This window comes from Comamonas antarctica (assembly GCF_013363755.1).
Taxonomy (GTDB): domain Bacteria; phylum Pseudomonadota; class Gammaproteobacteria; order Burkholderiales; family Burkholderiaceae_C; genus Comamonas; species Comamonas antarctica.
The window spans coordinates 2,936,949-2,963,336 of record NZ_CP054840.1 but is presented as its reverse complement, the minus strand read 5'-3'; the positions used below and the strand labels follow the sequence as shown (position 1 = coordinate 2,963,336).

The 26,388-nt window shown below is 66.7% G+C and carries 25 protein-coding genes; all 25 read left to right on the top strand.

Annotation, left to right across the window (positions count from 1 at the left end; translation table 11 throughout):
• The first annotated feature begins 14 nt into the window (after nucleotides 1-14).
• The 25 genes from ndk to ntrC all read left to right on the top strand — a co-directional run bounded on the left by ndk (nucleotide 15) and on the right by ntrC (nucleotide 26,248).
• Entirely contained in the window at nucleotides 15-440 is a 426-nt protein-coding gene (gene ndk / locus HUK68_RS13675) for a nucleoside-diphosphate kinase (protein WP_175504663.1), read from the top strand.
• Nucleotides 441-520: 80 nt separating this feature from the next.
• A complete protein-coding gene (gene rlmN / locus HUK68_RS13670) occupies nucleotides 521-1,642 on the top strand; it encodes a dual-specificity RNA methyltransferase RlmN (RefSeq protein WP_175504662.1) in 1,122 nt (373 codons plus the stop codon).
• Between the two features lie 21 nt (nucleotides 1,643-1,663).
• Nucleotides 1,664-2,497: a type IV pilus biogenesis/stability protein PilW gene (gene pilW / locus HUK68_RS13665; RefSeq protein ID WP_175504661.1), complete on the top strand. Its 834-nt coding sequence runs from the start codon at nucleotides 1,664-1,666 to the stop codon at nucleotides 2,495-2,497.
• 13 nt (nucleotides 2,498-2,510) lie between these two features.
• On the top strand, nucleotides 2,511-3,425 hold the full coding sequence (locus HUK68_RS13660) for a helix-turn-helix domain-containing protein (RefSeq protein WP_175504660.1): 915 nt from the start codon (nucleotides 2,511-2,513) through the stop codon (nucleotides 3,423-3,425).
• 30 nt (nucleotides 3,426-3,455) lie between these two features.
• On the top strand, nucleotides 3,456-4,694 hold the full coding sequence (gene ispG / locus HUK68_RS13655) for a flavodoxin-dependent (E)-4-hydroxy-3-methylbut-2-enyl-diphosphate synthase (RefSeq protein ID WP_175504659.1): 1,239 nt from the start codon (nucleotides 3,456-3,458) through the stop codon (nucleotides 4,692-4,694).
• Nucleotides 4,695-4,822: 128 nt separating this feature from the next.
• Nucleotides 4,823-6,091, top strand: coding sequence for a histidine--tRNA ligase (hisS, locus tag HUK68_RS13650; RefSeq protein WP_175504658.1), 1,269 nt, complete (start codon nucleotides 4,823-4,825; stop codon nucleotides 6,089-6,091).
• A 17-nt stretch (nucleotides 6,092-6,108) separates the two neighbouring features.
• A complete protein-coding gene (locus HUK68_RS13645; RefSeq protein ID WP_175504657.1) occupies nucleotides 6,109-6,783 on the top strand; it encodes a YfgM family protein in 675 nt (224 codons plus the stop codon).
• The gene (gene bamB, locus HUK68_RS13640; RefSeq protein ID WP_175504656.1) at nucleotides 6,780-7,919 is read left to right on the top strand and encodes an outer membrane protein assembly factor BamB; all 1,140 of its coding nucleotides are present in this window, start codon (nucleotides 6,780-6,782) and stop codon (nucleotides 7,917-7,919) included. Before HUK68_RS13645 ends, bamB begins: the two co-directional genes overlap by 4 nt.
• Nucleotides 7,920-7,932: 13 nt before the next feature.
• Nucleotides 7,933-9,276, top strand: a complete 1,344-nt coding sequence (gene der / locus HUK68_RS13635) for a ribosome biogenesis GTPase Der (protein ID WP_175504655.1) — start codon at nucleotides 7,933-7,935, stop codon at nucleotides 9,274-9,276.
• Between the two features lie 99 nt (nucleotides 9,277-9,375).
• Nucleotides 9,376-9,633, top strand: coding sequence for an RNA chaperone Hfq (gene hfq / locus HUK68_RS13630; protein WP_175504654.1), 258 nt, complete (start codon nucleotides 9,376-9,378; stop codon nucleotides 9,631-9,633).
• Between the two features lie 60 nt (nucleotides 9,634-9,693).
• A complete protein-coding gene (gene hflX, locus HUK68_RS13625) occupies nucleotides 9,694-10,857 on the top strand; it encodes a GTPase HflX (protein ID WP_175504653.1) in 1,164 nt (387 codons plus the stop codon).
• A gap of 70 nt (nucleotides 10,858-10,927) precedes the next feature.
• Entirely contained in the window at nucleotides 10,928-12,292 is a 1,365-nt protein-coding gene (hflK, locus tag HUK68_RS13620; protein ID WP_175504652.1) for an FtsH protease activity modulator HflK, read from the top strand.
• Nucleotides 12,293-12,301: 9 nt separating this feature from the next.
• Entirely contained in the window at nucleotides 12,302-13,195 is an 894-nt protein-coding gene (gene hflC / locus HUK68_RS13615) for a protease modulator HflC (protein WP_175504651.1), read from the top strand.
• A gap of 190 nt (nucleotides 13,196-13,385) precedes the next feature.
• Nucleotides 13,386-14,543: an ATP phosphoribosyltransferase regulatory subunit gene (locus HUK68_RS13610; RefSeq protein WP_175504650.1), complete on the top strand. Its 1,158-nt coding sequence runs from the start codon at nucleotides 13,386-13,388 to the stop codon at nucleotides 14,541-14,543.
• Nucleotides 14,544-14,561: 18 nt separating this feature from the next.
• Entirely contained in the window at nucleotides 14,562-15,938 is a 1,377-nt protein-coding gene (locus tag HUK68_RS13605; protein WP_175504649.1) for an adenylosuccinate synthase, read from the top strand.
• 38 nt (nucleotides 15,939-15,976) lie between these two features.
• A complete protein-coding gene (locus HUK68_RS13600) occupies nucleotides 15,977-16,501 on the top strand; it encodes a phosphoribosyltransferase (RefSeq protein WP_175504648.1) in 525 nt (174 codons plus the stop codon).
• 318 nt (nucleotides 16,502-16,819) lie between these two features.
• Nucleotides 16,820-17,734, top strand: coding sequence for a YncE family protein (locus HUK68_RS13595; protein WP_434082468.1), 915 nt, complete (start codon nucleotides 16,820-16,822; stop codon nucleotides 17,732-17,734).
• A gap of 4 nt (nucleotides 17,735-17,738) precedes the next feature.
• The gene (locus HUK68_RS13590; protein WP_175504647.1) at nucleotides 17,739-18,530 is read left to right on the top strand and encodes a polysaccharide deacetylase family protein; all 792 of its coding nucleotides are present in this window, start codon (nucleotides 17,739-17,741) and stop codon (nucleotides 18,528-18,530) included.
• Nucleotides 18,531-18,542: 12 nt separating this feature from the next.
• Nucleotides 18,543-19,520, top strand: a complete 978-nt coding sequence (locus HUK68_RS13585) for a sterol desaturase family protein (RefSeq protein WP_175504646.1) — start codon at nucleotides 18,543-18,545, stop codon at nucleotides 19,518-19,520.
• Between the two features lie 14 nt (nucleotides 19,521-19,534).
• Complete coding sequence (locus tag HUK68_RS13580) at nucleotides 19,535-20,425, top strand: EI24 domain-containing protein (protein ID WP_175504645.1); 891 nt, start codon at nucleotides 19,535-19,537, stop codon at nucleotides 20,423-20,425.
• Nucleotides 20,426-20,431: 6 nt separating this feature from the next.
• A complete protein-coding gene (locus tag HUK68_RS13575; protein WP_175504644.1) occupies nucleotides 20,432-21,253 on the top strand; it encodes a competence/damage-inducible protein A in 822 nt (273 codons plus the stop codon).
• Nucleotides 21,254-21,436: 183 nt separating this feature from the next.
• Nucleotides 21,437-22,852: a type I glutamate--ammonia ligase gene (gene glnA, locus HUK68_RS13570; RefSeq protein WP_175504643.1), complete on the top strand. Its 1,416-nt coding sequence runs from the start codon at nucleotides 21,437-21,439 to the stop codon at nucleotides 22,850-22,852.
• Between the two features lie 184 nt (nucleotides 22,853-23,036).
• Nucleotides 23,037-23,549 carry a hypothetical protein gene (locus HUK68_RS13565; protein ID WP_175504642.1) on the top strand — a complete coding sequence of 171 codons (513 nt, stop codon included), beginning with the start codon at nucleotides 23,037-23,039 and terminating at the stop codon, nucleotides 23,547-23,549.
• Nucleotides 23,550-23,557: 8 nt separating this feature from the next.
• Nucleotides 23,558-24,637 (top strand): nitrogen regulation protein NR(II), encoded by a 1,080-nt coding sequence (gene glnL / locus HUK68_RS13560; RefSeq protein WP_175504641.1) that lies wholly within the window; start codon nucleotides 23,558-23,560, stop codon nucleotides 24,635-24,637.
• Nucleotides 24,638-24,676: 39 nt separating this feature from the next.
• On the top strand, nucleotides 24,677-26,248 hold the full coding sequence (gene ntrC / locus HUK68_RS13555) for a nitrogen regulation protein NR(I) (RefSeq protein WP_175504640.1): 1,572 nt from the start codon (nucleotides 24,677-24,679) through the stop codon (nucleotides 26,246-26,248).
• Nucleotides 26,249-26,388 lie beyond the last annotated feature (140 nt).

Genomic DNA, 26,388 nt, shown 5'->3' with positions numbered 1-26,388 from the left:
TCAAGGAAAACCAAATGGCTATCGAACGCACCCTCTCCATCATCAAGCCCGACGCAGTTGCCAAGAACGTGATCGGCCAGATCTACGCCCGTTTCGAAGGCGCTGGCCTGAAGGTCGTGGCAGCCCGCATGATCCACCTGTCGCGCCAGGAAGCTGAACAGTTCTACGCTGTGCACGCTGCCCGTCCTTTCTTCAAGGACTTGGTCGACTTCATGATCTCCGGCCCCGTGATGGTCACGGCTCTGGAAGGCGAGAACGCCATCCTGACGAACCGTGAACTGATGGGCGCCACCGACCCGAAGAAGGCAGAAGCCGGCACCATCCGCGCCGACTTCGCCGACAGCATCGACGCCAATGCAGTGCATGGCTCGGATGCTGCTGAAACCGCGGCAGTGGAAGTTGCTTTCTTCTTCCCCGGCCTGAACATCTACTCGCGTTGATCGCGTGGACGCCGCAGGGCACGAGGCCTCCGGGCCTTTTGCCGGCGGCGCCTGGCGGCGGCGTGGACCTGCATGCCGATATGACTACCAATCTTCTTGAATTTGATCTCGACGGACTGTGCGCCTATTGCGAACAGCTCGGGGAGAAGCGTTTCAGGGCGACGCAGCTGTTTCGCTGGATACACCAGCGCGGTGCGAGCGACTTTGAACAAATGAGCGATCTCGCCAAGTCCCTGCGCGAGAAGCTCAAGGCGCGTGCCCACATCACGGCGCTGCCGGTCATCACGGAGCATGTGTCCCAGGACGGCACCGTCAAATGGCTGTTCGACGTGGGCGACGGCAATGCGGTCGAGGCGGTGTTCATCCCCGAGGACGACCGCGGCACGCTGTGCATCTCGTCCCAGGCCGGTTGCGCCGTGGGCTGCCGTTTCTGCTCCACGGGCCACCAGGGCTTCAGCCGCAACCTGACCACGGGCGAGATCCTCGCCCAGCTGTGGTTTGCCGAACATGCGCTGCGCAAGCGCCTGGGCGTGAGCGAGCGCGTCATCTCCAACGTGGTGATGATGGGCATGGGCGAGCCGCTGCAGAACTACACCGCGCTGGTGCCCGCGCTGAAGGTGATGCTCGACGACCACGGCTACGGCATGTCGCGCCGGCGCGTCACGGTCTCGACCTCGGGTGTCGTGCCGATGATGGACCGCCTGGGCCTCGACTGCCCGGTGGCGCTGGCGGTGTCGCTGCATGCGCCCAACGATCCACTGCGCGACGACCTCGTGCCGCTGAACCGCAAGTACCCGATCGAGGAACTGATGCAGGCCTGCGAGCGCTATCTCGAGCACGCGCCGCGCGACTTCATCACCTTTGAATACTGCATGCTCGATGGCGTCAACGACCAGCCCGAGCATGCGCAGCAGCTGGTGAACCTGGTGCGCCGCCATGGCGGCGGCCGCCCCTGGTGCAAGCTCAACCTGATTCCGTTCAACCCGTTCCCGGCCTCGGGCCTGCTGCGCTCGCCCGCGCCCCAGGTGGCGGAGTTTGCGCGCATCCTGACCCAGGCCGGCATCGTGACCACCGTGCGCAAGACGCGCGGCGACGACATCGACGCCGCCTGCGGCCAGCTCGCCGGCGACGTCAAGGACCGCACGCGCGCCGCCGAGCGCATGGCCAAGCGCCGCACCATCACCATCGCTCCCGCTCCCTGAGGAAACCACAAGGCTCATGGCATGAATCCTGGAAACATCGCACGGCTGGCAAGTTCATACCGGGGCTGGGGGTTCGCAGCCTGCCTGGGCCTGGCGCTGCTCGCCGGCTGTGCGAGCGGCCCGCGCGCCAGCGGCGCCGACAGTGCGCAGGGCGACATCGTCACGCCGTCCGATGAGTCCGAGGTCCGGCGCCGCGCGCGCATCCGCATGGAGCTCGCGGGCAGCTATTTCCAGCTCGGCAAGACCGAGATCGCGCTTGACGAGATCAAGCAGTCGCTGGCCACCGATCCCGGCTATGCCGAGGCGCACCAGCTGCGCGGCCTGATCTACATGCAACTGAACGATCCGGTGCTGGCCGAAGACGGTTTCCGCCGCGCGCTCGCGCTGGCGCCGCGCGACGGCAACGTCATGCACAACTATGGCTGGCTGCTGTGCCAGCAGAAGCGCTATGCGCAGGCCGACCAGCTGTTCAACGATGCGCTGGCCCAGCCGCGCTACCAGGCGGCCGCCAAGACCTGGATGGCCAAAGGCCTTTGCCTGGAGAGCGCCGGCCAGCACAAGGCCGCCGAACAGGCCTTGTTCAAGGCCTATGAAATGGACGCCGGCAATCCGGTTGTCGCCTACAACCTGGCCAACGTGCTGTATGTTCAGGGGGATGCCACGCGTGCGCGCTTCTACATCCGCCGCCTGAACAACAGCGAACAGGCCAACGCCGAGTCGCTGTGGCTTGGCATCAGGATCGAACGCGCCCAGGGCGACCAGCTGGCCATGCAGCAGCTGGCCGGCCCGCTGGGGCGGCGTTTTCCGGAATCGCGCGAGTGGTTGGCCTATCAACGGGGTGCATTCAATGAGTGAGAGAGAGTTGCCGATGTCCGGTGAACAGGGTGATACGCAGGCGAGCGCTGGTCAGCAGCTGCGCCAGGCACGCGAGGCGGCGGGGCTGCATGTGGCGGCGCTGGCCGGCGCGCTGAAGGTACCGGTGCACAAGCTCGAGGCGCTCGAAGCCGACGATTACGCGGCGTTCAACGACCATGTGTTCATGCGGGCGCTGGCCTCGAGCATCTGCCGCACGCTGGGCCTCGAAGTCCAGCCGGTGCTCGACAAGCTGCCGCGCAGCGCGATCAAGGGGTTTGACGCGCAGCGCATGCACCTGAACGCGCCGATCAAGGCCCGCGCCGGAAAGAGCGGCGGCATGGCCGCCAGCAGTGGCGGCGTGTCGCGCAAGGCGGTGGGCGCGGTGGTCCTGCTGTTGCTGGGCGCGGCGGCGGTCTATTTCATGCCCGACGGCATGCTGGACCGCGGCGACGCCGAGCAGGGCAGGGAGGTGACCAGCCAGCCGGTGGACGCCGTGCCTGCGCCCGCTGCCGCATTGCCCGCGGCCCCCGCCGCGGATGTGCCGGCCGCCGCCGCACTTCCTGCCGCGGCGCCGACAGGCGCAGTGCCTGCGGCCATCGACACGCCGCCAGCCGCAGCCCCGGCTGCCGCAGCTCCGGCTGCCGCAGCTGCGGCTGCCACTGACGCGGTGCCACCCGCGCTGCCCGGCCAGGCGCCGCTGGCGTTCAGCGCCACGGCCCCGTCGTGGGTGCAGGTCAAGGACGCGCGCGGCGCGGTCGTGCTGAGCAAGAACCTGGGCGCTGGGGAGACGGCGCAGGTCTCGGCCACGCTGCCGGTGCAGGTGGTGGTGGGACGCGTTGCCGCCACCACGCTGCAGGTGCGCGGCCAGCCCTTCGATCTCGCCGCCGTGGCGCAAGGTAAAGACGTAGCCCGTTTTGAGGTGAAATAAGTGAACAGCCACGAACCGCAGCCCATTCCCATGTCCGCTCCCGCGGCGCGGCGCTCGCGCCAGGCCCGCGTGGTCTGGGGCGACCGCGTCGTCACGGTGGGCGGCGATGCGCCAGTGCGCATCCAGTCGATGACCAATACCGACACCGTCGATGCCATCGAGACCGCGATCCAGATCCGCGAACTGGCCCAGGCCGGCTCGGAGATGGTGCGCATCACCGTCAACACGCCCGAGGCCGCCGCGGCCGTGCCCTATATCCGCGAGCAGCTCGACCGCATGGGCGAGAACGTGCCCCTGGTCGGCGACTTCCATTACAACGGCCACCGGCTGTTGACCGAGTTCCCGGACTGCGCCCAGGCGCTGTCCAAGTACCGCATCAACCCTGGCAACGTCGGCAAGGGCGACAAGCGCGACAAGCAGTTCGGTCAGATGATCGAAGCCGCGGCGCGCTACGACAAGGCGGTGCGGATCGGCGTCAACTGGGGCAGCCTGGACCAGGAGCTGCTGGCCAGCCTCATGGACGAGAACAACCGCCGCGCCCAGCCCTGGGATCCGCGCCAGGTAATGTACGAGGCGCTGATCACCTCGGCCATCGACTCGGCGCGGCTGGCCGAATCGATGGGCCTGAGCGGCAACCAGATCATCCTGTCGTGCAAGGTCAGCGGCGTGCAGGACCTGATTTCGGTCTACCGCGAGCTGTCGCGCCGCTGCGATTACGCGCTGCACCTGGGCCTGACCGAAGCCGGCATGGCGACCAAGGGCACGGTGGCCTCGACGGCCGCGCTGGCCGTGCTGCTGCAAGAGGGCATCGGCGACACCATCCGCGTCTCGCTCACGCCCCAGCCCGGCGAAGCGCGCACGCAGGAAGTGGTGGTCGCCGGCGAGATCCTGCAGTCGCTGGGCATGCGCATGTTCGTGCCCAGCGTCACCGCCTGTCCGGGCTGCGGGCGCACCACCAGCACCACCTTCCAGGAGCTGGCCAAGCGCATCGACGACCACCTGCGCGCGCAGATGCCGGTGTGGCGCCTGCGCTATCCGGGTGTCGAAGCCATGCGCGTGGCCGTCATGGGCTGCATCGTCAACGGGCCGGGCGAAAGCAAGCATGCCGACATCGGCATCAGCCTGCCGGGCAACGGCGAGGCGCCTGCGGCGCCGGTGTTCATCGATGGCGAAAAGGCCATGACGCTGCGCGGTGACAATATCGCCGAGGAATTCCACGCCATCGTCGACCAGTATGTGCAGCGCCGCTATGGCGCCGCGGCGGCCTAGGCCTGCGCTGCGCGCGGCCTGCGGGGCCGCGGCGCTCGCGCGTCCTTTCTTTCATTTTTCCGATTTCTGCTGTGACCACTGAAACCAAAGCCTCTCCCAAGCCGGGAAAGATTGTTGCCGTCAAAGGCATGAACGACATCCTGCCTCCCGATTCCGCGCGCTGGGAATGGCTCGAGGACAAGGTGCGCGGCCTGATGCAGCGCTATGCCTACCGCAACATCCGCACTCCCATCGTCGAGCCGACGCCGCTGTTCGTGCGCGGCCTGGGCGAGGTCACCGACATCGTTGAAAAGGAGATGTACTCCTTTGAAGACCGGCTCAACGGCGAGCAGCTGACGCTGCGCCCCGAGGCCACGGCCGGCGTGGTGCGCGCCGTCGTCGAGAGCAACCTGCTGTATGACGGCGGCAAGCGCCTGTACTACATGGGCCCGATGTTCCGCCACGAGCGCCCGCAGCGCGGCCGCTACCGCCAGTTCCACCAGATCGGCGCCGAGGCGCTGGGCTTCCATGGCGCCGAGGTCGATGCCGAACTGATCCTGCTGGCCGATGCGCTGTGGAAGGAGCTGGGCCTGCAGAACGTGCGCCTGGAGCTCAACAGCCTGGGCCAGCCCGAGGAGCGCCGCGCGCACCGCGCGGCGCTGATTGCCTATTTCGAGCAGAACCTGGAACTGCTGGACGAGGAGGCCAAGCGCCGCCTACACAGCAATCCGCTGCGCATCCTCGACACCAAGAACCCGGCCATGCAGGCCCTGGTGCAGCTCGCGCCGCGGCTGCTCGACTTCCTGGGCGAGGCTTCGCGCACCCACCTCGACACCGTGACGTCCATCCTGGATGCCAACGGCGTCGCCTGGAGCATCAACCCGCGCCTGGTGCGCGGCATGGACTATTACAACCTCACGGTGTTTGAATTCATCACCGACCAGCTCGGCTCGCAGGGCACAATTTGCGGCGGCGGCCGCTACGACTACCTGATCGAGCAGATCGGCGGCAAGGCGGCGCCGGCCGTGGGCTGGGCGCTGGGCGTCGAGCGCGTGCTCGAACTCGTCAAGGAAGCCGGCCTGGCAACGGTCACCCCCGTGCCCGACGCCTATGCGGTGGTGCCCGATGCGGCCACGCTGCCCCTGGTCAGCAGCGTGGTGCAGGCGCTGCGCGGCGCGGGCGTCAGCGTGCAGATGCACAGCCCCTCGGGCGCGGCGGGCGAGGGCATGGGCAGCATGAAGTCGCAGTTCAAGAAAGCCGATGCCAGCGGCGCGCGCTTCGCGCTGATCTTTGGCGCGGACGAGCTGGCACAGGGCCAGGTCACGGTCAAGTCGCTGCGCGACGGCAGCGGCGCCCAGACCACGCAATCCCTCAGCGCCGCGGCGCAGTGGGCGACCCTTCTACAATCAACCGACTGAAAACACCCAGCATATCCATGGCCCAACATTTCGACCTTGAAGAACAAGAGCAACTCGACCAGCTCAAGCATTTCTGGAACAAATGGGGCACCCCGATCACGGGTGCCCTGATTGTCGTGCTCGGCGGCTTTGCGGCCTGGAATGGCTATCAGTACTGGCAGGCGCGCCAATCGACGCAGGCGGCGGCGCTGGCCGATGCGGTGACGCAGGCCGTCGAAGGCCGGCAGCTCGACCGCGTGGGGCAGGCCCTTGTCGACCTCAAGGGCAGCTACGCCGGCACGCAGCAGGCGGCGCAAGCCGGCCTGCTGGCCGCGAAGGCCTATGCCGACGCGGGCCAGTGGGACCAGGCCAAGGAAACGCTGACCTGGGTCGCCGACAAGGGCAGCGACAACGGCTTGCAGTCGCTGGCGCGCGTGCGCCTGGCATCGGTGCTGATCGAGCAAAAGCAGCCCGATGCCGCGCTGCAGCAGCTCTCGGCCTCGTTCCCGGCGGAGTTCACCGCCGTGGCCGCCGACCGCCGCGGCGATGCGCTGGCGCAGCAGGACAAGAAGACCCAGGCCGTGGCCGAATATCAGAAGGCCTACAAGGCCTTCGACAGCCAGACCGACTACCGCCGCCTGGTGGAATTCAAGCTCAACGCGCTGGGCGTGCAAGTCCAGCCCCAGACCAGCCCGACGGAAGCCAAACTATGACCCGCAGCCTGCCTACGCGCCTGGTGCGCAGCCTCTGTACCCTGGGCCTGGCGGCCGGCCTTGCCGGCTGCGCGCTGTGGTCCGACAAGGTCAAACTCCCGGACCTGGGGCCGAACGTGGCCTTGCTGCCCGTGCAGAAGTCCTGGACGGCTAAAATCGCGCCGCTGGGGCAGATGCCGCTGGTGGTCGATGTGCATGGCGCCACGGTGGTGCTCGCCAGCCTCGACGGCAGCCTGCAGGCGCTGGATGCCAACTCCGGTGCCTCGCTGTGGCAGGCCAAGGTCGGCCAGCCGCTGACGGCCGGCGTCGGCGGCAATGGCCGCCAGCAGGCCGTGGTCACGCGCAGCAACGAAGTGGTGCTGCTCGAGCAGGGCCGCGAACTCTGGCGCAAGCGCCTGTCGGCGGCCTCGTATACGCCGCCGCTGGTGGCCGGCGGGCGCGTGTTCGTGCTGACCGCCGACCGCGCGCTCACGGCCTTCGATGCCGAGGACGGCCGCCAGCTCTGGCACCAGCAGCGCACCGGCGAGTCGCTGGTGCTGCGCCAGGCGGGCGTGCTCACGGCCCTAGGCGACACGCTGCTGGCCGGCCTTTCGGGCCGGCTCGTGGGCCTGAACCCCGACAACGGCGCCGTGCTGTGGGAAGCGCCGCTGGCCAGCCCGCGCGGCACCAACGATGTCGAGCGCCTGGTCGACCTGGTCGGCCCGGTGTACCGCGACGACAGCCAGTTCTGCGCGCGCACCTTCCAGGCCTCGGTGGCCTGTGTCGATGCGTCCAGCGCGCGCCTGCTGTGGGCCCAGCCGGCGCGCGGCGCCCAGGGCGTGGGCGGCGATGCCGAACGCGTCGTCGGCGCGGAAGGCAATGGAACAGTGATCGCCTGGCGGCGTGCCGATGGCAGCCGCCTGTGGTCTACGGATCGCCTGCAACTGCGCAAGCTGACGGCCCCCCTGGTGGTGGGCCGCTCGGTGGTGGTGGGCGATGACAATGGTCTGGTGCATCTGTTGTCCAAGGAGGATGGTTCCCCGTTGAACCGCCTGACGACCGATGACTCCGGGATTGCTGCAGCACCGGTGGTGGCTGCGGATACGCTGGTGGTCGTGACGCGCAATGGTGGCGTGTACGGCTTCCGGCCGGATTGATAGGTATTTGGGGATGAAGCCAGTTATTGCCCTAGTAGGGCGCCCGAACGTGGGCAAATCGACGCTGTTCAATCGGCTTACCAAGTCGAGGGATGCGATCGTCGCCGACTTTGCCGGGTTGACGCGGGACCGTCATTACGGCCAGGGCAAGCAGGGCAAGCACGAGTACATCGTGATCGACACCGGCGGCTTCGAACCCGATGCATCCAGCGGCATCTTCAAGGAGATGGCCAAGCAGACGCAGCAGGCCGTGGCCGAGGCCGACGTGGTGATCTTCGTGGTCGACGCGCGTGCCGGCGTGTCCGCGCAGGACCATGAGATCGCCAAGTACCTGCGCCGCCTGAGCAAGCCCTGCCTGCTGGTGGCCAACAAGGCCGAGGGCATGCTGGAAAGCCCCCAGCTCAGCGAGTTCTATGAACTCGGCCTGGGCCAGGTGTACCCGGTGTCCGCGGCCCATGGCCAGGGCATGCGCAGCCTGGTCGATCTCGCGCTCGAGCCGCTGAACCTGCCCGAACCCGAGGACGATGCGTTCGAAGAGGGCGAGCTCGGTCCGATCAAGCTGGCCGTGGCCGGCCGGCCCAATGCCGGCAAGTCGACGCTGATCAACACCTGGCTCGGCGAGGAGCGCCTGGTGGCCTTCGACATGCCCGGCACCACGCGCGACGCGATCTCGGTGCCGTTCGAGCGCAACGGCCAGAAGTTCGAGCTGATCGACACTGCCGGCCTGCGCCGCAAGGGCAAGGTGTTCGAAGCCATCGAGAAGTTCTCGGTGGTCAAGACGCTGCAGGCCATCGAGTCGGCCAACGTCGTGCTGCTGCTGATCGACGCCACCCAGGGCGTGACCGAGCAGGACTCGCACATTGCGGGCTTCATCCTGGAAAGCGGCCGCGCCGTGGTGCTGGCCGTCAACAAGTGGGATGCGGTCGACGAGTACCAGCGCGAGCTGCTGCAGCGCTCGATCGAGTCGCGCCTGTCGTTCCTGAAGTTCGCCTCGCTGCATTTCATCTCGGCGCGCAAGCGCCAGGGCCTGGGTCCGCTGTGGACCTCGATTGCCCAGGCGCACAAGGCGGCCACCTGCAAGATGTCGACGCCGGTGCTCACCCGCCTGCTGCTCGAGGCGGTGCAGTTCCAGGCGCCCAAGCGCGCCGGCATGTTCCGCCCGAAGATGCGTTACGCCCACCAGGGCGGCATGAACCCGCCGGTGATCGTGGTGCACGGCAATTCGCTCGAGCATGTGACCGATGCGTACAAGCGCTTCCTCGAGGGGCGCTTCCGCAAGGAATTCAATCTCGTGGGCACGCCGCTGCGCATCGAGATGAAAACCTCGCACAATCCTTTTACCGACAAAGACAAGTGATTGCACATGGGCCTTGCAAAACCCGGTTTTCGGGGGATTGGCAAGGCTCTGTGGTAAGGTGTAAGTTTACAACAACACTCCTCGAACACGGAGAATATCGTGAGCAATAAAGGCCAACTCCTTCAAGATCCCTTCCTCAATGCACTGCGTCGCGAGCATGTGCCGGTGTCCATCTATCTGGTCAACGGTATCAAGCTGCAAGGCCAGATTGAGTCTTTTGACCAGTACGTTGTGCTGTTGCGCAATACCGTCACGCAAATGGTGTACAAGCACGCCATTTCGACCATCGTTCCCGGCCGCGCCGTGAACTTCTCCACGGCCGAAGCCTCCGGCGATAACGAAGCCGCCGGCGCCTGAGATTGCACCCTCCAGTCTTCTTCCCTGCGTCCGGGAGGCGCATGCCGACAGGAGGCCTGCATGGGCTCTCCTGACACTCCCAACGGCCCGGCCGCACCCGTCCTTCTGGTGGGTGTGGATTTCGGGCTTCCCCATTTTGATGCCGAGCTCGAAGAGCTCGGCCTGCTGGCCGAGACCGCAGGGCTGACGCCCGTGGCACGCCTGTCCTGCAAGCGCAAGGTGCCCGACGCGGCGCTGTTCGTGGGCAGCGGCAAGGCCGACGAGATCCGCATGCTGGCGCAGATGCATGGCGCGCAGGAAGTGCTTTTCGACCAGGCGCTGAGTCCTGCGCAGCAGCGCAACCTCGAACGCCATCTCGAACTGCCGGTCAACGACCGCACCATGCTGATCCTCGAGATCTTTGCCCAGCGCGCGCGCAGCCACGAAGGCAAGCTCCAGGTCGAGCTGGCGCGCCTGCAATACCTGGCCACGCGCCTGGTGCGCCGCTGGTCCCACCTGGAACGCCAGCGCGGCGGTATCGGCGCGCGCGGCGGCCCGGGTGAAACCCAGATCGAGCTGGACCGGCGCATGATCGACAAGTCGATCAAGAGCACGCGCGAGCGGCTGGCCAAGGTCAAGAAGCAGCGCGCGACGCAGCGCCGCCAGCGCGAGCGCCAGGATGTGTTCAACGTCTCTCTGGTCGGTTACACCAATGCCGGCAAGTCGACGCTGTTCAATGCGCTGGTGAAGGCGCGCGCCTATGCCGCCGACCAGCTGTTCGCCACGCTCGACACGACCACGCGCCAGTTGTATTTGAGCGATGCGCGCCAATCTGTGTCCCTGTCGGACACCGTGGGCTTCATCCGCGACCTGCCGCACGGCCTGGTCGATGCATTCCAGGCCACGCTGCAGGAAGCGGTCGATGCCGACTTGCTGCTGCATGTGGTCGATGCCTCGAATCCCGCGTTCCCCGAGCAGATTGCCGAAGTGCAGAAGGTGCTGGCGGAAATCGGCGCCGACGGCATTCCCCAGGTGCTGGTATTCAACAAGCTCGATGCCATGCCGGCCGAACTGCGCCCGCCCCAGCTGCAGGACAGCTACGAGTGGGACGGCCAGGCCGTGCCGCGGCTGTTCGTCAGCGCGCGCTCGGGCGAGGGCCTGCCGGCATTGCGCCAGCTGCTCACCGAGAGCGTCCTGGCAGAAAAGGGGACGGATAAGATCCCCGACCCACCCGCTGATTTATGAGGCGCCAAGCCCTGTTTGGGCAAAATGCCGAAGGGATCCCTGTCTTTTTGCAAAAACCGAGACTTTTCGCATGAATTTTTCAAACCGCGCGCCCCGTTGGGCGCTGCTGCCCAAGGGCCTCCGGGGGATGTTCAACCTGAACGACCCCCGCTGGGGCCGGGGCGATGACAAGGACTCGGATGGCAGCAGGCCGGACAGCGACCGGCCGATTCCGCCGCCGGCCAACGGCCGTGACCGCGACCGCCAGCCGCAGGGCACGCCGCCCGATCTGGACGAACTCTGGGGCGACCTCAACCGCAAGCTGTCGGGCCTGTTCCGCGGCAGGAACGGTGGCAACGGCCAGCCCCCGGGCGGGCGCAATGGCGGCGGCTTCCAGCCCGACATGAAGAACGCGGGTGCGGGCATCGGCCTGATTGCCGGCATTGCCGTGGCGATCTGGCTGGCCACGGGCTTCTTCATCGTGCAGGAAGGCCAGCAGGCCGTGGTCACGCAGTTCGGCAAGTACCACAGCACCGTCGGTGCGGGTATCAACTGGCGCCTGCCGTATCCCATCCAGCGCCATGAACTGGTGTTTGTCACGCAGATCCGCTCGGCGGATGTGGGCCGCGACAACGTGATCAAGAGCACGGGCCTGCGCGAGTCGGCCATGCTGACCCAGGACGAGAACATCGTCGAGATCAAGTTTGCCGTGCAGTACCGCCTGAGCGATGCGCGCGCCTGGCTGTTCGAGAGCAAGAACCCGGCCGAGGCCGTGGTCCAGGCCGCGGAGACCGCGGTGCGCGAAGTGGTCGGCAAGATGCGCATGGATGCCGCGCTGTCCGAGGAGCGCGACCAGATCGCGCCGCGCGTGCGCCAGCTGATGCAGACCATTCTCGACCGCTACAAGGTCGGTGTCGAAATCGTCGGCATCAACATGCAGCAAGGCGGCGTGCGTCCGCCCGAGCAGGTGCAGGCCTCGTTCGACGACGTGCTCAAGGCCGGGCAGGAGCGCGAGCGCGCGAAGAACGAAGCCCAGGCCTATGCCAACGATGTCGTGCCGCGTGCCACCGGCGTCGCCTCGCGCATGCTGGAAGAAGCCGCGGGCTACAAGGAGCGCATCGTGGCCCAGGCCCAGGGTGACGGCCAGCGCTTCGCCGCGCTGCAGGCCGAGTACCAGAAGGCGCCGCAGGTCACGCGCGACCGCCTGTACCTTGAAAGCATGCAGCAGATCTACGGCAACGTGACCAAGGTGCTGGTCGATTCCAGCAAGGGCTCGAACCTGCTGTACCTGCCGCTGGACAAGATCATGCAGACCACGGGCCAGGGCGCTGCCGCGGCAGACGCTGCCGGCACCGCCGCCGCTGCGGTTCCGGGCGCGACGACCGTGCCTTCCCCCATGTCGAATGAAGTCCGTGCGCGCGACAACAGCCGTTCGCGCGACCGTGATGCCCGCTAGGAGATTCTTGTGAACAGAGTCGGATTTATTGTCTCCAGCCTGTTGGTGGCGCTGGCCCTGCTGAGCTCGATGCTGTTTGTCGTCGACCAGCGCCAGTTCGGCGTGGTCTACGCGCTCGGCCAGATCAAGGAAGTGATCACCGAGCCGGGCCTGCACATCAAGGCACCGCCGCCGTTCCAGAACGTGCGCTATCTCGACAAGCGCCTGCTGACGCTCGACAGCACCGATACCGAACCGATGCTGACGGCCGAGAAGCAGCGCGTGGTGATCGACTGGTACGTGCGCTGGCGCATCTCGGAGCCGTCGGAGTACATCCGCAACGTCGGCCTCGACGAAGCCGCGGGCACGATGCAGCTCAACCGCGTGGTGCGCAATGCGTTCCAGGAGGAAATCAACCGCCGCACCGTGCGCGACCTGTTGGCCGACAAGCGCGAAGCGCTGATGGCCGATGTCAAGCGCGAAGTGCTGGAATCGGTGCGCGGCGCCAAGCCCTGGGGCATGGACGTGGTCGACGTGCGCATCACGCGCGTCGACTATGCCGAGTCGATCACCGAATCGGTTTACCGCCGCATGGAAGCCGAGCGCAAGCGCGTGGCCAACGAGCTGCGCTCGACCGGTGCCGCCGAAGGCGAGAAGATCCGCGCCGATGCCGACCGCCAGCGCGAAGTCACCGTGGCCAACGCCTACCGCGACGCGCAGAAGATCAAGGGCGAGGGCGATGCCGAAGCCGCGCGTGTCTACGCCGAGGCCTTTGGCCGCGACCCGCAGTTCGCGCAGTTCTACCGCAGCCTCGAAGCCTACAAGGCCAGCTTCAGCAAGAAGAGCGACGTGATGGTGCTCGACCCGTCCTCGTCGGAATTCTTCAAGGCCATGCGCAACGGCAACGCCGCACCTGCCAGGTAAGCCTGCGGCGCACGCCGGCAAGGCAGCAACAGAGGGGCTTCGGCCCCTCTTTGCATTGGCGCGCAAGCCCTTTTCCTACCACGCCCATGCCGGCAATACCGGTTGCCGTGGCTAGGCCATGGGGTCTCGATGGGTAGGACAACACCGCTATCCCGTAGAATCGCGTTTTTAACAGCCTCCCCTTTTTTCCATGTCTGCTTGGGTCCTGCCGGATCACATCGCCGATGTATTGCCCTCCGAGGCACGGCACATCGAAGAATTGCGCCGAGGGTTGCTCGATACGGCGCGTAGCTATGGGTATGAGCTGGTCATGCCTCCCCTTCTGGAGCATCTGGAGTCCCTGCTGACGGGTACCGGCGAAGCCCTGGACCTGCAGACGTTCAAGCTGGTCGACCAGCTCTCCGGGCGTTCGCTGGGCCTGCGCGCCGACACCACGCAGCAGGTGGCCCGCATCGATGCCCACCTGCTCAATCGCCGCGGCATTACCCGCCTGTGCTATTGCGGCCCGGTGCTCCATACCCGTCCCGACCGTCCGCGCGCCACGCGCGAGCCGCTGCAGTTCGGCGCCGAGATCTACGGCCATGCCGGTCTCGAGGCCGACCTCGAGTCGCTGCTGCTCGCGCTGGCCTGCCTGCGCAGCGCCCAGGTCGAGAACGTCAGTGTCGACATGGCCGATGTGCGCGTGGTGCGCAGCCTGCTGGCCGGCGTGGTGCTCGAAGCCCCGGTGCTGCATGCCGTGCATGCGGCCCTGGCCAGCAAGGACGCCAGCGAACTGGCGCGCCTCACACGCGAATTCCCCGCAGCGTCGCGCGACGGCCTGATGGCCCTGCTGCAGCTGTATGGCGACGCGTCGGTGCTCGACGAAGCCGGCAAGGCGCTGGCGGGCGTGCCCGGCGTGGCCGAAGTGCTGGCCCACCTCAAGTGGCTGGCGGCGCGCCTCGAAGGCGTGAACGTGACCTTCGACCTGGCCGACCTGCGCGGCTATGGCTACTACAGCGGCACGCGCTTCGCGATGTATGTGCCCGGCGCCAGCGATGCGCTGGTGCGCGGCGGCCGCTATGACGAAGTCGGCGCGGTGTTCGGTCGCAACCGTCCTGCCGCCGGCTTCAGCCTGGATATCAAGCAACTGGTGAGCGTGGTGCCCACGCGTGCGCTCAAGGCCGCCATCCGTGCGCCCTGGGGCGACGCGCAGGACGTGGGCGCCGCGATTGCCGCCTTGCGCCAGCAGGGCGAAACCGTGGTCTGCGTACTGCCGGGCCATGAAAGCGAAGTGGACGAATTCCACTGTGACCGAGAACTCGTGCAAGTCGCCGGGCAATGGGTCGTACAAGCCATTTCTGGCAATTGACATTCATCGGATATGAACATGAAAGCAAGCAAAGGTCGCAATGTGGTCGTGGTCGGCACCCAATGGGGTGACGAAGGCAAGGGCAAGCTGGTGGACTGGCTCACCGAAAGCGCCGCTGGCGTGGTGCGCTTCCAGGGCGGCCACAATGCCGGCCACACGCTGGTCATCAACGGCGTCAAGACCGCGCTGCACCTGATCCCCAGCGGCATCATGCGCGCCGGCGTCAAGTGCTACATCGGCAACGGCGTGGTGCTGTCGGCAGCCAAGCTGTTCGAGGAAATCGAAGGCCTGGAAAAAGCCGGCGTGCAGGTGCGCAACCGCCTGCGCGTGAGCGAGGCCTGCCCGCTGATCCTGCCGTTCCACGCGGCGCTGGACGTGGCGCGCGAAGCCGCGCGCGAGCAGGGCGGCACCGAGAAGATCGGCACCACCGGCCGCGGCATCGGGCCCGCCTACGAAGACAAGATCGCGCGCCGCGCGCTGCGCGTGCAGGACCTGAAGTACCCCGAGCGCTTCGCCAGCAAGCTGCGCGAACTGCTGGCGCTGCACAACCACATCCTGGTGCATGTGCTGGGCTCGAAGAACTTCACCTTCGGCGACGCGCTCAAGCCCTACATCGTCGACGGCGAAGTGCAGTTCGACGCGGTCTACAACGAAGCCATGCGCCACGCCGAGCTGCTCAAGCCGATGATGGCCGACGTCTCGCGCGAGCTCAACGAAGCCCACCAGGACGGCGGCAACCTGCTGTTCGAAGGCGCGCAGGGCACGCTGCTCGACGTCGACCACGGCACCTATCCCTATGTGACCTCGAGCAACTGCGTGGCCGGCAATGCCGCCGCCGGTTCGGGCGTGGGCCCGGGCATGCTGCACTATGTGCTGGGGATCACCAAGGCCTACTGCACGCGCGTCGGCGGCGGCCCGTTCCCCACCGAACTCGACTGGGAAAAGGAAGGCACGCCGGGCTACCACATGAGCACCGTCGGCGCCGAGAAGGGCGTGACCACGGGACGCAGCCGCCGCTGCGGCTGGTTCGATGCCGCGCTGCTCAAGCGTTCGGCCCAGGTCAACGGCCTGTCCGGCCTGTGCATCACCAAGCTCGACGTGCTGGACGGCCTCGAGGAACTGAAGCTGTGCGTGGGCTACGAGCTCGACGGCGAGACCATCGACCTGCTGCCCATGGGCGCGGACGATATCGCGCGCTGCAAGCCGATCTATGAAACCATTCCCGGCTGGACCGACTCCACCGTGGGTGTGACCGACTACGACGCGCTGCCGGCCTCGGCCCGCCGCTACCTGGAGCGCATCGCCGAAGTCACCGGCGTGCCGATCGCCATGGTCTCGACCAGCCCCGATCGCGATCACACCATCCTCATGCACAACCCCTACAGCGCGGCCTGAGCGGCGGCTGTCTCCACGATTCAAAACAGGAACGCACCATGTTGACCGAAGACGGTAACCACCTGTACGTAAGCTACGACGAATACCACGGCCTGATCGAGAAGCTCGCGCTGAAGATCCACCAGTCCGGCTGGGAATTCGACACCATCCTGTGCCTGGCACGCGGTGGCCTGCGTCCGGGCGACATCCTGAGCCGCATTTTCGACAAGCCGCTGGCCATCATGTCCACCAGCTCCTACCGCGCCGAAGCCGGCACGGTGCAGGGCCATCTGGACATCGCGCGCTTCATCACCACGCCCAAGGGCGAGATTGCCGGCCGCGTGCTGCTGGTCGACGACCTTGCGGATTCGGGTCTCACGCTCAACGCCGTGGTCGGCATGCTCAAGACCAACTACCCGCCGATCACCGAACTGCGCAGCGCCGTGATCTGGACCAAGGGCCTTTCGACCTTCAAGGCCGACTATTCGGTGGAATTCCTGCCGACCAATCCCTGGATCCATCAGCCGTTCGAAAGCTACGACAATCTGGGCCCGCAGAAGCTGCTCGAAAAATGGAAGCTGTGAGCTTGCATTGACCATGCACAAGAGACCGCTTCGGCGGTCTTTTTTCATGGGCGCCAGTGTTGGTTTTAGATGACAGCGGCCGTATGGCATTGCGGCGCGTCAGCGCGGCCATCGCCGCTCAAGATACACTGCTCCCACTCTAGAAAGTGGTGGTTTGTGAAGCGCAATTCTTTCGAGCAGCGACGCGCTGCGCTGGCATTCATCGGACTGGCTGGCCTCGGCGCCAAGGGCGTTCTGGCCGCGACGCCGCCGGCGGCACCGGCCGCCAAGGCGGCACCTGCGGCGGCACCTGCCGCGGCGCCGGCGAAAGCGGCCCCGATCCAGCCGCTTCCCCCCATCTTCGTGCTCAACTCGCTTGACGCCTCGGTCAGCGTGATCGATCCGGTGCGCTGGGTCGAGACGGCGCGCATCCCGACCGGCAAGGAGCCGCACCATCTCTACCTCACGCCCGACGAGAAGTCGCTGGTGGTGGCCAACGCGCTCGGCGATTCGCTGACCTTCCTCGACCCGCGCACGGCGCAGGTGCAGCGCGTGGTGCGCGACATCTCCGATCCGTACCACCTGCGCTTCAGCCCCGACATGAAATGGCTGGTCACGGCCGCAAACCGGCTCGACCACGTGGACTTCTACCGCTGGGACGGCCAGCAGCCGACGCTGGCGAAACGCGTCACGACGGCCAAGACGCCCAGCCACCTGTGGATCGACGCGCGCAGTACCACCGTCTACTCGACCATGCAGGACAGCGACGAACTGGTGGCCATCGACCTGGCCACGCAGGTCATCACGGCGCGCGTGCGCACCGGCGCGATGCCGGCCGACGTCTACGGCAGCCCCGACGGAAAGCGCCTGTACATCGGCCTCACGGGCAGCGACAGCGTCGAGGTGTTCGACATCTCTGCAGGCCCGCCGCGCAACATGGCGCTGATCAAGACCGGCAAGGGCGCGCATGCGTTCCGCGGCGCGGGCGACAAGCGCCACCTTTACGTCAGCAACCGCGTGGCCAACACCATCGGCAAGATCGACATGCAGACCCAGCAGCTGGTCGAGACCTATCCCGCGCCCGGCGGCCCGGACTGCATGGATGTCTCGGCCGACGGCCGCTACATCTATGTCAGCTCGCGCTGGGCGCGCAAGCTGTCGGTGATCGACACGGTCGAGAAGAAAGTGGTGCGCCAGGTCAACGTCGGCAAGTCGCCGCACGGCGTCTGGACGCTGGCGCACGCGCCGCGCTGAGCCCATGCGCCAGGACCTGCGAGCGTGCTGGCTGCTGGCCGCGGCGCTGCTGCCCATGGCAGCGGGCGCCGCGGACGCCTGCAAGCCGCTGTATCTGACCTTCGACACGGGCCACATGGGGGTCGCGCCACTGGTGGCCGAGGTCCTCAAGCGCCAGCAGGTGCGCGTGACCTTCTTTGCGGCCAACGAGGCCACGCAGGAGGGCGATGGCAGCCTGGGCGAACACTGGGCGCCGTGGTGGCGCGCGCGCGCCGCCGAAGGCCATGCTTTTGCCTCGCACACCTGGTCGCATGCCTACTGGCGCGCCGATGCGGGCACGCCGGCCGCGCCCGCCTTCCGCGTGAGGCCGTCGGCCGGGCCGCGCGAAGGTCAGACCTATACGCTCAGCGCCGCGGGCTATTGCGCCGAGATCGCGCAATCGGCCGACCGGCTGCAGCAGATCACCGGCAAGAAGCCGCTGCCGCTGTTTCGCGCGCCCGGCGGCAAGACCTCGCCAGCGCTGATTGCCGCGGCCAAGGCCTGTGGCTGGGCGCATGTCGGCTGGTCGCCGGCAGGCTTTCTCGGCGATGAGCTGCCTAGTGAACGTCATAGCAACAAGGCCTTGCTGGCCCAGGCGCTGCAGCGGATCCGCAGCGGTGATATCTTGCTGGCCCATCTCGGAATCTGGTCGCGCAAGGACCCCTGGGCCCCGGCCGTGCTCGAGCCGCTGCTGGTCGGCCTCAAGGCGCAGGGCTTTTGCTTTCGCACGCTCGACACGCATCCCGATTACCGTCACTGGATAGAGCAGCCTCGTTGAGTGGAGCAGGTCATGCAGGCATTGGTGGATTGGTTCAACGCGGCGCAGCAGCAGCTTTTCGAAGGGCTGGTGCAGCCGCTGCTGTTTGCGCTGGGCATGGCGCATCTGCTCGAGGACGGCTATGCGGCCACGGGCTGGCTGCTGGTCGGGCTGATTCAGCTGATGGTCATGGTGCTGCTGATCGCGCCGCTGCAGCGGCTGTGGCCGGTCGAGGCCGTGACCGACCGGCGCGCGGTGCGCGTCGACATCCTCTACACGCTGGTGCACCGGCTGGGGCTGTTTCGCATCGCGCTGTTCTTCACGATCGATCCGCTGTGGGACCACCTGTTCGGCACGCTGCGCGTCTGGGGCCTGCCCACCTACCATCTCGACAACCTCTGGCCGGGTGTCACCGACCAGGCCTGGGTCAGCCTGCTGCTGTACCTGGTGGTGTTCGACCTGCTTGATTACTGGATCCACCGCGGCCAACACCAGTTCGGCTGGTGGTGGAAGCTGCATGCGCTGCACCATTCGCAGCGGCAGATGACGATGTGGAGCGACAACCGCAACCACCTGCTCGATGACTTGCTGCGCGACAGCATCATCGTGCTGGTGGCGCAGCTGATCGGACTGGCGCCGGGCCAGTTCGTGGCCATCGTCGCCATCACCCAGCTCAGCGAAAGCCTGCACCATGCGAACCTGCGCGTGTGGTTCGGCCGCATCGGCGAGCGGCTGTGGGTCAGCCCGCGCTTCCATCGGCGCCACCACACCATCGGCATCGGCCATGAGGCGCGGGCCGGCACGCGCGTGCGCCGCGGCGGCAACAATTTCGGCGTGCTGCTGCCGTGGTGGGACATGCTGTTCGGCACCGCCAATTTCGAGTTGCGCTATGACCCTACCGGTATCCGGGATCAGGTCGAACCCGATGCCCGGGGCCGCGTGCGCGACTATGGACAAGGGTTCTGGACCCAGCAATGGCGCGGGGTACTGCGTTTGCTCGGTCGCGCTTGAAGCCTGCAATCGGTATGCTAGGGGGTATGCGACTGCTTATCGACTCCTTCTGGCGTGCAGCAGCTTATTGCCTGCACAAACGGGTGATCCTCTGGTCGCTCGTCCCGCTGCTGTTCATGACACTGCTCTCGGCCGTGCTGGGCTACTTCTTCTGGGAGCCCGCGGTGCTGTGGGTGCAGGGCCTGCTCGATGGCACCCACTGGCTGCAGACCGTGTGGGGCTGGCTGCAGGCGCGCGGCGTCGGGTTCGGCTCGGCGGCGGTGGCGCCCGTGCTGGTGGTGCTGGTGGCCATGCCGATCATCGTCGTGCTGTCGCTGCTGCTGGTGGCGCTGTGCATGGCGCCAGCACTGGTGCGGCTGGTGGCCGAAAGGCGTTTTCCGCTGCTCGAGCGCAAGCATGGCGGGTCGCTTGCCGCCAGCCTGGCCTGGTCGCTGGGCTCGACGCTGATCGCGCTGATCGCGCTGGTGGTCTCCGTGCCGCTGTGGTTCGTGCCGCCGCTGGTCATGATCATCCCGCCGCTGATCTGGGGCTGGCTCACCTACCGCGTGATGGCCTTCGATGCCTTGTCGGAGCATGCGAGCAAGCGCGAACGCCGGGTGCTGTTCCTGCGCCACCGCTACAGCCTGATGGTGATGGGCGTGATCTGCGGCTACCTGGGCGCCGCGCCGGCCATCGTCTGGGCCTCGGGCATGCTGTTCCTGGCGGCCTTCTGGATCCTGATTCCGCTGGCCATCTGGATCTACGCGCTGGTGTTTGCCTTCTCCTCGCTGTGGTTTGCGCATTTCTGCCTGGCCGCGCTCGAAGGCATGCGCGCCAGCCCGCAGGCGGCAGAGCCCGAGGAAGTGGTGCCGCCGCTGGCGCCGCAGCCGTCCGGCATCCCTCCTTCCCTACCTCCCTCCAAGTGAGCCTTCATGGAATTGCAGTTTGGCGCCATCATCATTGGCGATGAGATTCTTTCGGGTAAACGGGCCGACAAGCACCTGGCCAAATTGATCGAGTTGCTGGCCGCGCGCGGCCTGTCGCTGTCATATGCCGAGTACATCGGCGACGACCGCCCGCGGCTCACGGCGGCGCTGGCACGCGCCTTCGACAGCGCCAGCGTGGTGTTTTCGTTCGGCGGCATCGGCGCCACGCCCGACGACCACACGCGCCAGTGCGCGGCGCAGGCGCTGGGCGTGCCGCTGGCCCTGCACCCCGAAGCCGTGGCGCTGATCGAGGAGCGCATGCGCGATGTGGCCGCGGAAAAGGGCGAGGTCTTCGAGCCCCGGCGCCCCGACAATGTGCATCGGCTGCAGATGGGCAACTTCCCGCAGGGCGCGCGCATCATTGCCAACCCCTACAACAAGATCCCGGGCTTTTCCTGCGCTGGCCGCGCGGGCGGGGCGGTGCATTTCGTGCCCGGTTTTCCGGTCATGGCCTGGCCGATGGTGGAAAGCGTGCTCGACCAGCACTATGCGCCGCTGTTCCACGGCCCCGCACGCCAGGAGCGCTCGGTGCTGGTGTTCGGCATTGGGGAAGCTACACTCACGCCGCTGATGCAGCAGCTCGAGTCGGCCCATGACGGCCTGCGCGTGTTCAGCCTGCCTAGCGTGGACCATCCAGTGCATGGCGCCCATGTGGAACTCGGGATCAAGGGCCTGGTTGCCACGGTGGACCAGGCCTGGCCCGCACTGATAGAGGGATTGCACTCTATTGGTGCAAAGTGGAGCACCGAAATGGTGCGTCAGGCGTGATTTTTTTCGGCATCTGCGGATTGCACCGTTTTGGTGAGATGCGCGGATGCTCCGGTACGGTGCTTCGTCCCGCCAGGGTGAAGGCCATGCGTGTAGGGCGAACAGGGGCGGGCCAAGTTGGCACGCAACCTGCTTGAAGTACCGCAACATTTTTTGTACAAGCCGTTTTTGCAGGAGACCCTGATGGCTAAGACCGTTGCAGATGTGATGAAGATGGTGAAGGAAAACGAAGTCAAGTTCGTTGACTTCCGTTTTACCGATACCCGCGGCAAGGAACAGCACGTGACCGTGCCCGTGTCGCACTTCGATGAAGACAAGTTCGCTTCGGGCCATGCATTCGACGGCTCTTCGGTGGCTGGCTGGAAGGGTATCGAAGCCTCGGACATGCAACTCATGCCCGATCCCAACACCGCGAACATCGACCCGTTCTTCGAGGAAACCACGCTGTTCCTGCAATGCGACGTGATCGAGCCCAGCGACGGCAAGGCCTATGACCGCGACCCGCGTTCGATCGCCAAGCGCGCAGAAGCCTATCTGAAGGCATCGGGCCTGGGCGACACCGCCTACTTCGGTCCCGAACCCGAATTCTTCATCTTCGACGGCGTGCGCTGGTCGAACGAGCCCGGCAACGTGAGCTACGAGATCGAAGAGTACGAAGCACCCTGGAACACCGGCACCAAATTCGACTCCGGCAACCGCGGCCACCGTCCCACGACCAAGGGCGGCTACTTCCCCGTGCCTCCGGTCGACAGCACGCAGGACATGCGCGCCGAAATGTCGCTGATCCTCGAATCGCTGGGCATTCCGGTCGAAGTGTTCCACCACGAAGTGGCGGGCGCAGGCCAGAACGAAATCGGCACGCGCTTCTCGACGCTGGTCGAGCGCGCCGACTGGACGCAGCAGCTGAAGTACGTGGTCTGGAACGTGGCCAACACCTACGGCAAGACCGCGACCTTCATGCCCAAGCCCTACGCCGGCGACAACGGCTCGGGCATGCACGTGCACCAGTCGATCTGGAAAGACGGCAAGAACCTGTTTGCCGGCGACGGCTATGCCGGCCTGTCCGACTTCGCGCTGTTCTACATCGGCGGCATCATCAAGCACGCCCGTGCGCTGAACGCCATCACCAACCCCGGCACCAACAGCTACAAGCGCCTGGTGCCCGGCTTCGAAGCCCCGGTGAAGCTGGCCTACTCGGCCAAGAACCGCTCGGCCTCGATCCGCATTCCCTACGTGGCGAACCCCAAGGGCCGCCGCATCGAAGCGCGCTTCCCCGATCCACTGGCCAACCCCTACCTGTGCTTCTCGGCGCTGATGATGGCCGGCCTGGACGGCGTGGAAAACAAGATTCATCCCGGCGAAGCCGCGACCAAGGATCTGTACCATCTGCCCCCGGAAGAAGACAAGCTGGTGCCCACCGTGTGCCACAGCCTCGACCAGGCGCTCGAAGCGCTGGACGCGGACCGCGGCTTCCTGACCAAGGGCGGCGTGTTCTCGGACTCGATGCTCGATGCCTACATCGAACTGAAGATGGGCGAAGTCACGCGCTTCCGCCAAGCCGTGCACCCCGTCGAGTACGACATGTATTACTCGCTGTGATCTCACGCCGGCCCGCAAGGGCTGGCGGCACGGAAAAGCGGCGCAAGCCGCTTTTTTTTCGCGTCCGTGGCCCAGGGGCAGGGCGCATGGCAACGGGTGAATTCACCGCTTTGCCATCGGATCAGGCGATACTGGAGGGCAGAGCGCCGGGCGGGTTGCAGGCGCCGCGAAATGAGGGAACGTCATGAAGAAACTGCTGGTACTGCTGTCGTTGCCGCTGCTGGGCTCGCTGGCCTGGTCGCAGAGCACCATCTACCGCTGTGGCAATGAATACACCAACAACGCAAGCCGCGCCAAGGAGCAGGGCTGCAAACCCGTCGATGGCGGCCATGTGACGGTAATCCATGGCGCGCCGCCGGCAACGGCCGTGCCTTCGGCGCCCGCGGCGCGCAGCAATGCACCTGCGCCGCGCGCCGACAACGCCGCGCAGCGCGCGCGCGATTCCGATGCGCGCGCCATCCTGCAGGGCGAGCTGGCCAAGTCGCAGGAGCGCATGGCCCAGCTGGAACTCGAATACAACAACGGCTACCCCGAACGCACGGCGCTGGAGCTGCGCAATCCGCAGGCGCATATCGAGCGCACCGCCAGCCTCAAAGCCCAGATCGCGCGCCACCAGAGCGATATCGACGGCCTGCGCCGCGAGATCGCGCGCCTGCCGGCCGAAGCCGCGCCCGCGGCGGGCGTTCCCGTCAATTGAAGAACTGCATGCTGGTCTCCCGCGAGAACGGGCGCGCCGAGAGCGCCTACCATGTGTTTGATTCGCTGTGCACGCTCACGGCGGTGCTGCTGCTCGACGGCTCGGTGCTGTTTGCCAATGCGGCGCTGGAGAATGCGCTCGGGCTGTCGCGGCGCATGCTCGAAGGCTGCGACTTCTCCGAGCACTTCGTCGACCCGGCGCTGCTGCACAAGGCCATGGACGGCGCGCGCGTGCAGGACTACGCGGCGCTGCGCTTCGAGGCCAGCCTGCGGCGCCAGGCCAAGGAGCCGATTCCGATGCAGGTCATCGTGTCGATTGCCGAAGGCTCGGGCCATGTGCTGCTCGAGATGTCGCCGCTGGAGCAGCAGGTGCGCCAGGACCGCGAGGAGCGTTTGCTCGAGCAAACGCAGGCGCACAAGGAACTGATCCGCAACCTCGCGCACGAGATCAAGAACCCGCTCGGAGGCATCCGCGGCGCGGCGCAACTGCTGGAGATGGACCTGGACTCGCCGGAGATGCGCGAGTACACGCAGGTCATCGTGCATGAGGCCGACCGGCTGCAAAGCCTGGTCGACCGGCTGCTTGCACCGCACCGCCATCCGCATCTGGTGGGCGATGTCAACATCCACGAAGTCTGCGAACGCGTGCGCTCGCTGGTGCTCGTCGAGTACCCGCAGGGGCTGAACGTGCAGCGCGACTACGACATCTCCATTCCCGAGTTCCGCGGCGACCGCGCGCAGCTGATCCAGGCGGTGCTGAACATCGTGCAGAACGCCGCGCAGGCGCTGTCGGGCCGCATTGCGCAGGGCGATGCCTGCATCACCTTGCGCACGCGCGTCGCGCGCCAGGTAACTTTTGGCAAGCAACGCTATCGCCTGGCATTGGAATTGCATGTGATCGACAACGGACCGGGCGTGCCAGAGACCATCAGGGACAGGATTTTCTATCCCCTGGTGTCTGGACGGGATGGCGGATCGGGTCTGGGGCTGACATTGGCCCAGACCTTTGTGCAGCGGCACGATGGCTTGATCGAATGCGACAGCCAGCCGGGATGCACCGATTTCCGCATTCTCATCCCCTTGCCCTGAGGTCCACGACACATTCACTGCGGAAGGAAGCAAGAAAGTATGAAGCCGATCTGGATAGTAGATGACGACCCCTCGATCCGCTTCGTCCTGGAAAAGGCGCTGGCCCGCGAAAACCTGCCGACCCGCAGCTTCACCAATCCGCGTGAGGTGCTGGATGCCCTGTCCGACATCGACAGCAGCGATGCCACGCGCCAGCCGCCGCAGGTGCTGGTCAGCGACATCCGCATGCCGGGCGGCTCGGGACTGCAGCTGCTCGAGCAGGTGCGCGCGCAGCAGCCCGGGCTGCCGGTCATCATCATGACCGCCTATTCCGATCTGGACAGCGCCGTGTCGGCGTTCCAGCGCGGCGCCTTCGAATACCTGGCCAAGCCCTTCGACCTGCCCAAGGCCGTGGAGTTGATCCGCCGCGCCGTCGAGGAAAGCCAGCGCGAGGAGATCATCGAGGACCAGGCGCCGCTCAACGCCGAGATGCTGGGCCAGGCGCCGGCCATGCAGGACGTGTTCCGCGCGATCGGCCGCCTGAGCCAGAGCCAGGTCACGGTGCTGATCACCGGGGAGTCGGGTTCGGGCAAGGAGCTGGTGGCGCGTGCGCTGCACAAGCACTCGCCGGTCGCGGGCGGCCCGTTCGTGGCCATCAATACCGCGGCCATCCCCAAGGACCTGCTGGAGAGCGAGCTGTTCGGCCATGAGCGCGGCGCGTTCACGGGCGCCCAGACCCAGCGCCGCGGCCGCTTCGAGCAGGCCGACGGCGGCACGCTGTTTCTCGACGAGATCGGCGACATGCCGTTCGACCTGCAGACACGGCTGCTGCGCGTGCTGTCCGACGGCCACTTCTACCGCGTCGGCGGCCACGCGCCGGTCAAGGCCCAGGTACGCGTGATTGCCGCGACGCACCAGGATCTCGAGCAACGCGTGCGCGAAGGCGGCTTTCGCGAGGATTTGTTCCACCGGCTGAACGTGATCCGGCTGCGCCTGCCCGCGCTGCGCGAGCGGCGCGAGGACGTGCGCATGCTGGCGCGGCACTTCCTGCAGCAGAGCGCGCGCCAGCTGGGCGTCGAGCCCAAGCGCATCGCCGAGGCGGCGCTGCAGCGGCTCGAGGCCTTCTCCTTTCCAGGCAACGTGCGCCAGCTGGAGAACATCTGCCACTGGCTCACGGTGATGGCTCCGGCGCAGCAGGTTTCGGTCAAGGACCTGCCGCCCGAAGTGCTGCAGGAGCCTGTGGACGCGGCCACGGCGGCGCCGGCACCGTTGCCGGACGCTGCGGTGGCCGCGCCGCGCGACGAAGCCGTGATGCCCGCCCTGGCTTTCGGCGCGCCGCCGGTCCCGGCAACGCCGGCGCAGCCCCCGGCGGTCGCCGAGGTCTCGGCCCAGGGCCACGCGCTGCCAGCCTGGGAGCCGCTGCTGGACACCCAGGCGCGCCAGTTGCTCGAAGGCGGGCAGGCGGACGTGTGGGACCTGCTGACCCGGCGCTTCGAGTCCCATCTGATCCGCACCGCCTTGCAGGTCACGCACGGGCGGCGCATGGAGGCGGCGCAGCGCCTGGGCATAGGCCGCAACACCATCACGCGCAAGATCCAGGAACTGGGTCTCGAGGCCGGCGAAGACCACTGAGCATGGCGCCAGCGTAGGAGGGCGGACGGGACGCAGGCGCGTGCGGATGCGAGGCGCAAGCCAGCGTCGACATCCGCGCCGGCGTCATCCAACTCCTACGGCCGCGCATGGGCCGCACTGACCTGATCGCTGGTGGAAAC

What these genes read in the sequence shown, in the direction of transcription:
- glnL (WP_175504641.1), top strand. Translation starts at nt 23,558, where the DNA reads ATGCTGGTCTCCCGCGAGAACGGGCGCGCCGAGAGCGCCTACCATGTG.
- rlmN (WP_175504662.1), top strand. Translation starts at nt 521, where the DNA reads ATGACTACCAATCTTCTTGAATTTGATCTCGACGGACTGTGCGCCTAT.
- HUK68_RS13610 (WP_175504650.1), top strand. Translation starts at nt 13,386, where the DNA reads ATGTCTGCTTGGGTCCTGCCGGATCACATCGCCGATGTATTGCCCTCC.
- glnA (WP_175504643.1), top strand. Translation starts at nt 21,437, where the DNA reads ATGGCTAAGACCGTTGCAGATGTGATGAAGATGGTGAAGGAAAACGAA.
- bamB (WP_175504656.1), top strand. Translation starts at nt 6,780, where the DNA reads ATGACCCGCAGCCTGCCTACGCGCCTGGTGCGCAGCCTCTGTACCCTG.
- HUK68_RS13565 (WP_175504642.1), top strand. Translation starts at nt 23,037, where the DNA reads ATGAAGAAACTGCTGGTACTGCTGTCGTTGCCGCTGCTGGGCTCGCTG.
- HUK68_RS13590 (WP_175504647.1), top strand. Translation starts at nt 17,739, where the DNA reads ATGCGCCAGGACCTGCGAGCGTGCTGGCTGCTGGCCGCGGCGCTGCTG.
- hflX (WP_175504653.1), top strand. Translation starts at nt 9,694, where the DNA reads ATGGGCTCTCCTGACACTCCCAACGGCCCGGCCGCACCCGTCCTTCTG.
- HUK68_RS13600 (WP_175504648.1), top strand. Translation starts at nt 15,977, where the DNA reads ATGTTGACCGAAGACGGTAACCACCTGTACGTAAGCTACGACGAATAC.
- hflK (WP_175504652.1), top strand. Translation starts at nt 10,928, where the DNA reads ATGAATTTTTCAAACCGCGCGCCCCGTTGGGCGCTGCTGCCCAAGGGC.
- hisS (WP_175504658.1), top strand. Translation starts at nt 4,823, where the DNA reads ATGAACGACATCCTGCCTCCCGATTCCGCGCGCTGGGAATGGCTCGAG.
- HUK68_RS13660 (WP_175504660.1), top strand. Translation starts at nt 2,511, where the DNA reads ATGTCCGGTGAACAGGGTGATACGCAGGCGAGCGCTGGTCAGCAGCTG.
- HUK68_RS13605 (WP_175504649.1), top strand. Translation starts at nt 14,562, where the DNA reads ATGAAAGCAAGCAAAGGTCGCAATGTGGTCGTGGTCGGCACCCAATGG.
- HUK68_RS13645 (WP_175504657.1), top strand. Translation starts at nt 6,109, where the DNA reads ATGGCCCAACATTTCGACCTTGAAGAACAAGAGCAACTCGACCAGCTC.
- ntrC (WP_175504640.1), top strand. Translation starts at nt 24,677, where the DNA reads ATGAAGCCGATCTGGATAGTAGATGACGACCCCTCGATCCGCTTCGTC.
- HUK68_RS13580 (WP_175504645.1), top strand. Translation starts at nt 19,535, where the DNA reads ATGCTAGGGGGTATGCGACTGCTTATCGACTCCTTCTGGCGTGCAGCA.
- der (WP_175504655.1), top strand. Translation starts at nt 7,933, where the DNA reads ATGAAGCCAGTTATTGCCCTAGTAGGGCGCCCGAACGTGGGCAAATCG.
- pilW (WP_175504661.1), top strand. Translation starts at nt 1,664, where the DNA reads ATGAATCCTGGAAACATCGCACGGCTGGCAAGTTCATACCGGGGCTGG.
- ispG (WP_175504659.1), top strand. Translation starts at nt 3,456, where the DNA reads ATGTCCGCTCCCGCGGCGCGGCGCTCGCGCCAGGCCCGCGTGGTCTGG.
- HUK68_RS13575 (WP_175504644.1), top strand. Translation starts at nt 20,432, where the DNA reads ATGGAATTGCAGTTTGGCGCCATCATCATTGGCGATGAGATTCTTTCG.
- HUK68_RS13585 (WP_175504646.1), top strand. Translation starts at nt 18,543, where the DNA reads ATGCAGGCATTGGTGGATTGGTTCAACGCGGCGCAGCAGCAGCTTTTC.
- ndk (WP_175504663.1), top strand. Translation starts at nt 15, where the DNA reads ATGGCTATCGAACGCACCCTCTCCATCATCAAGCCCGACGCAGTTGCC.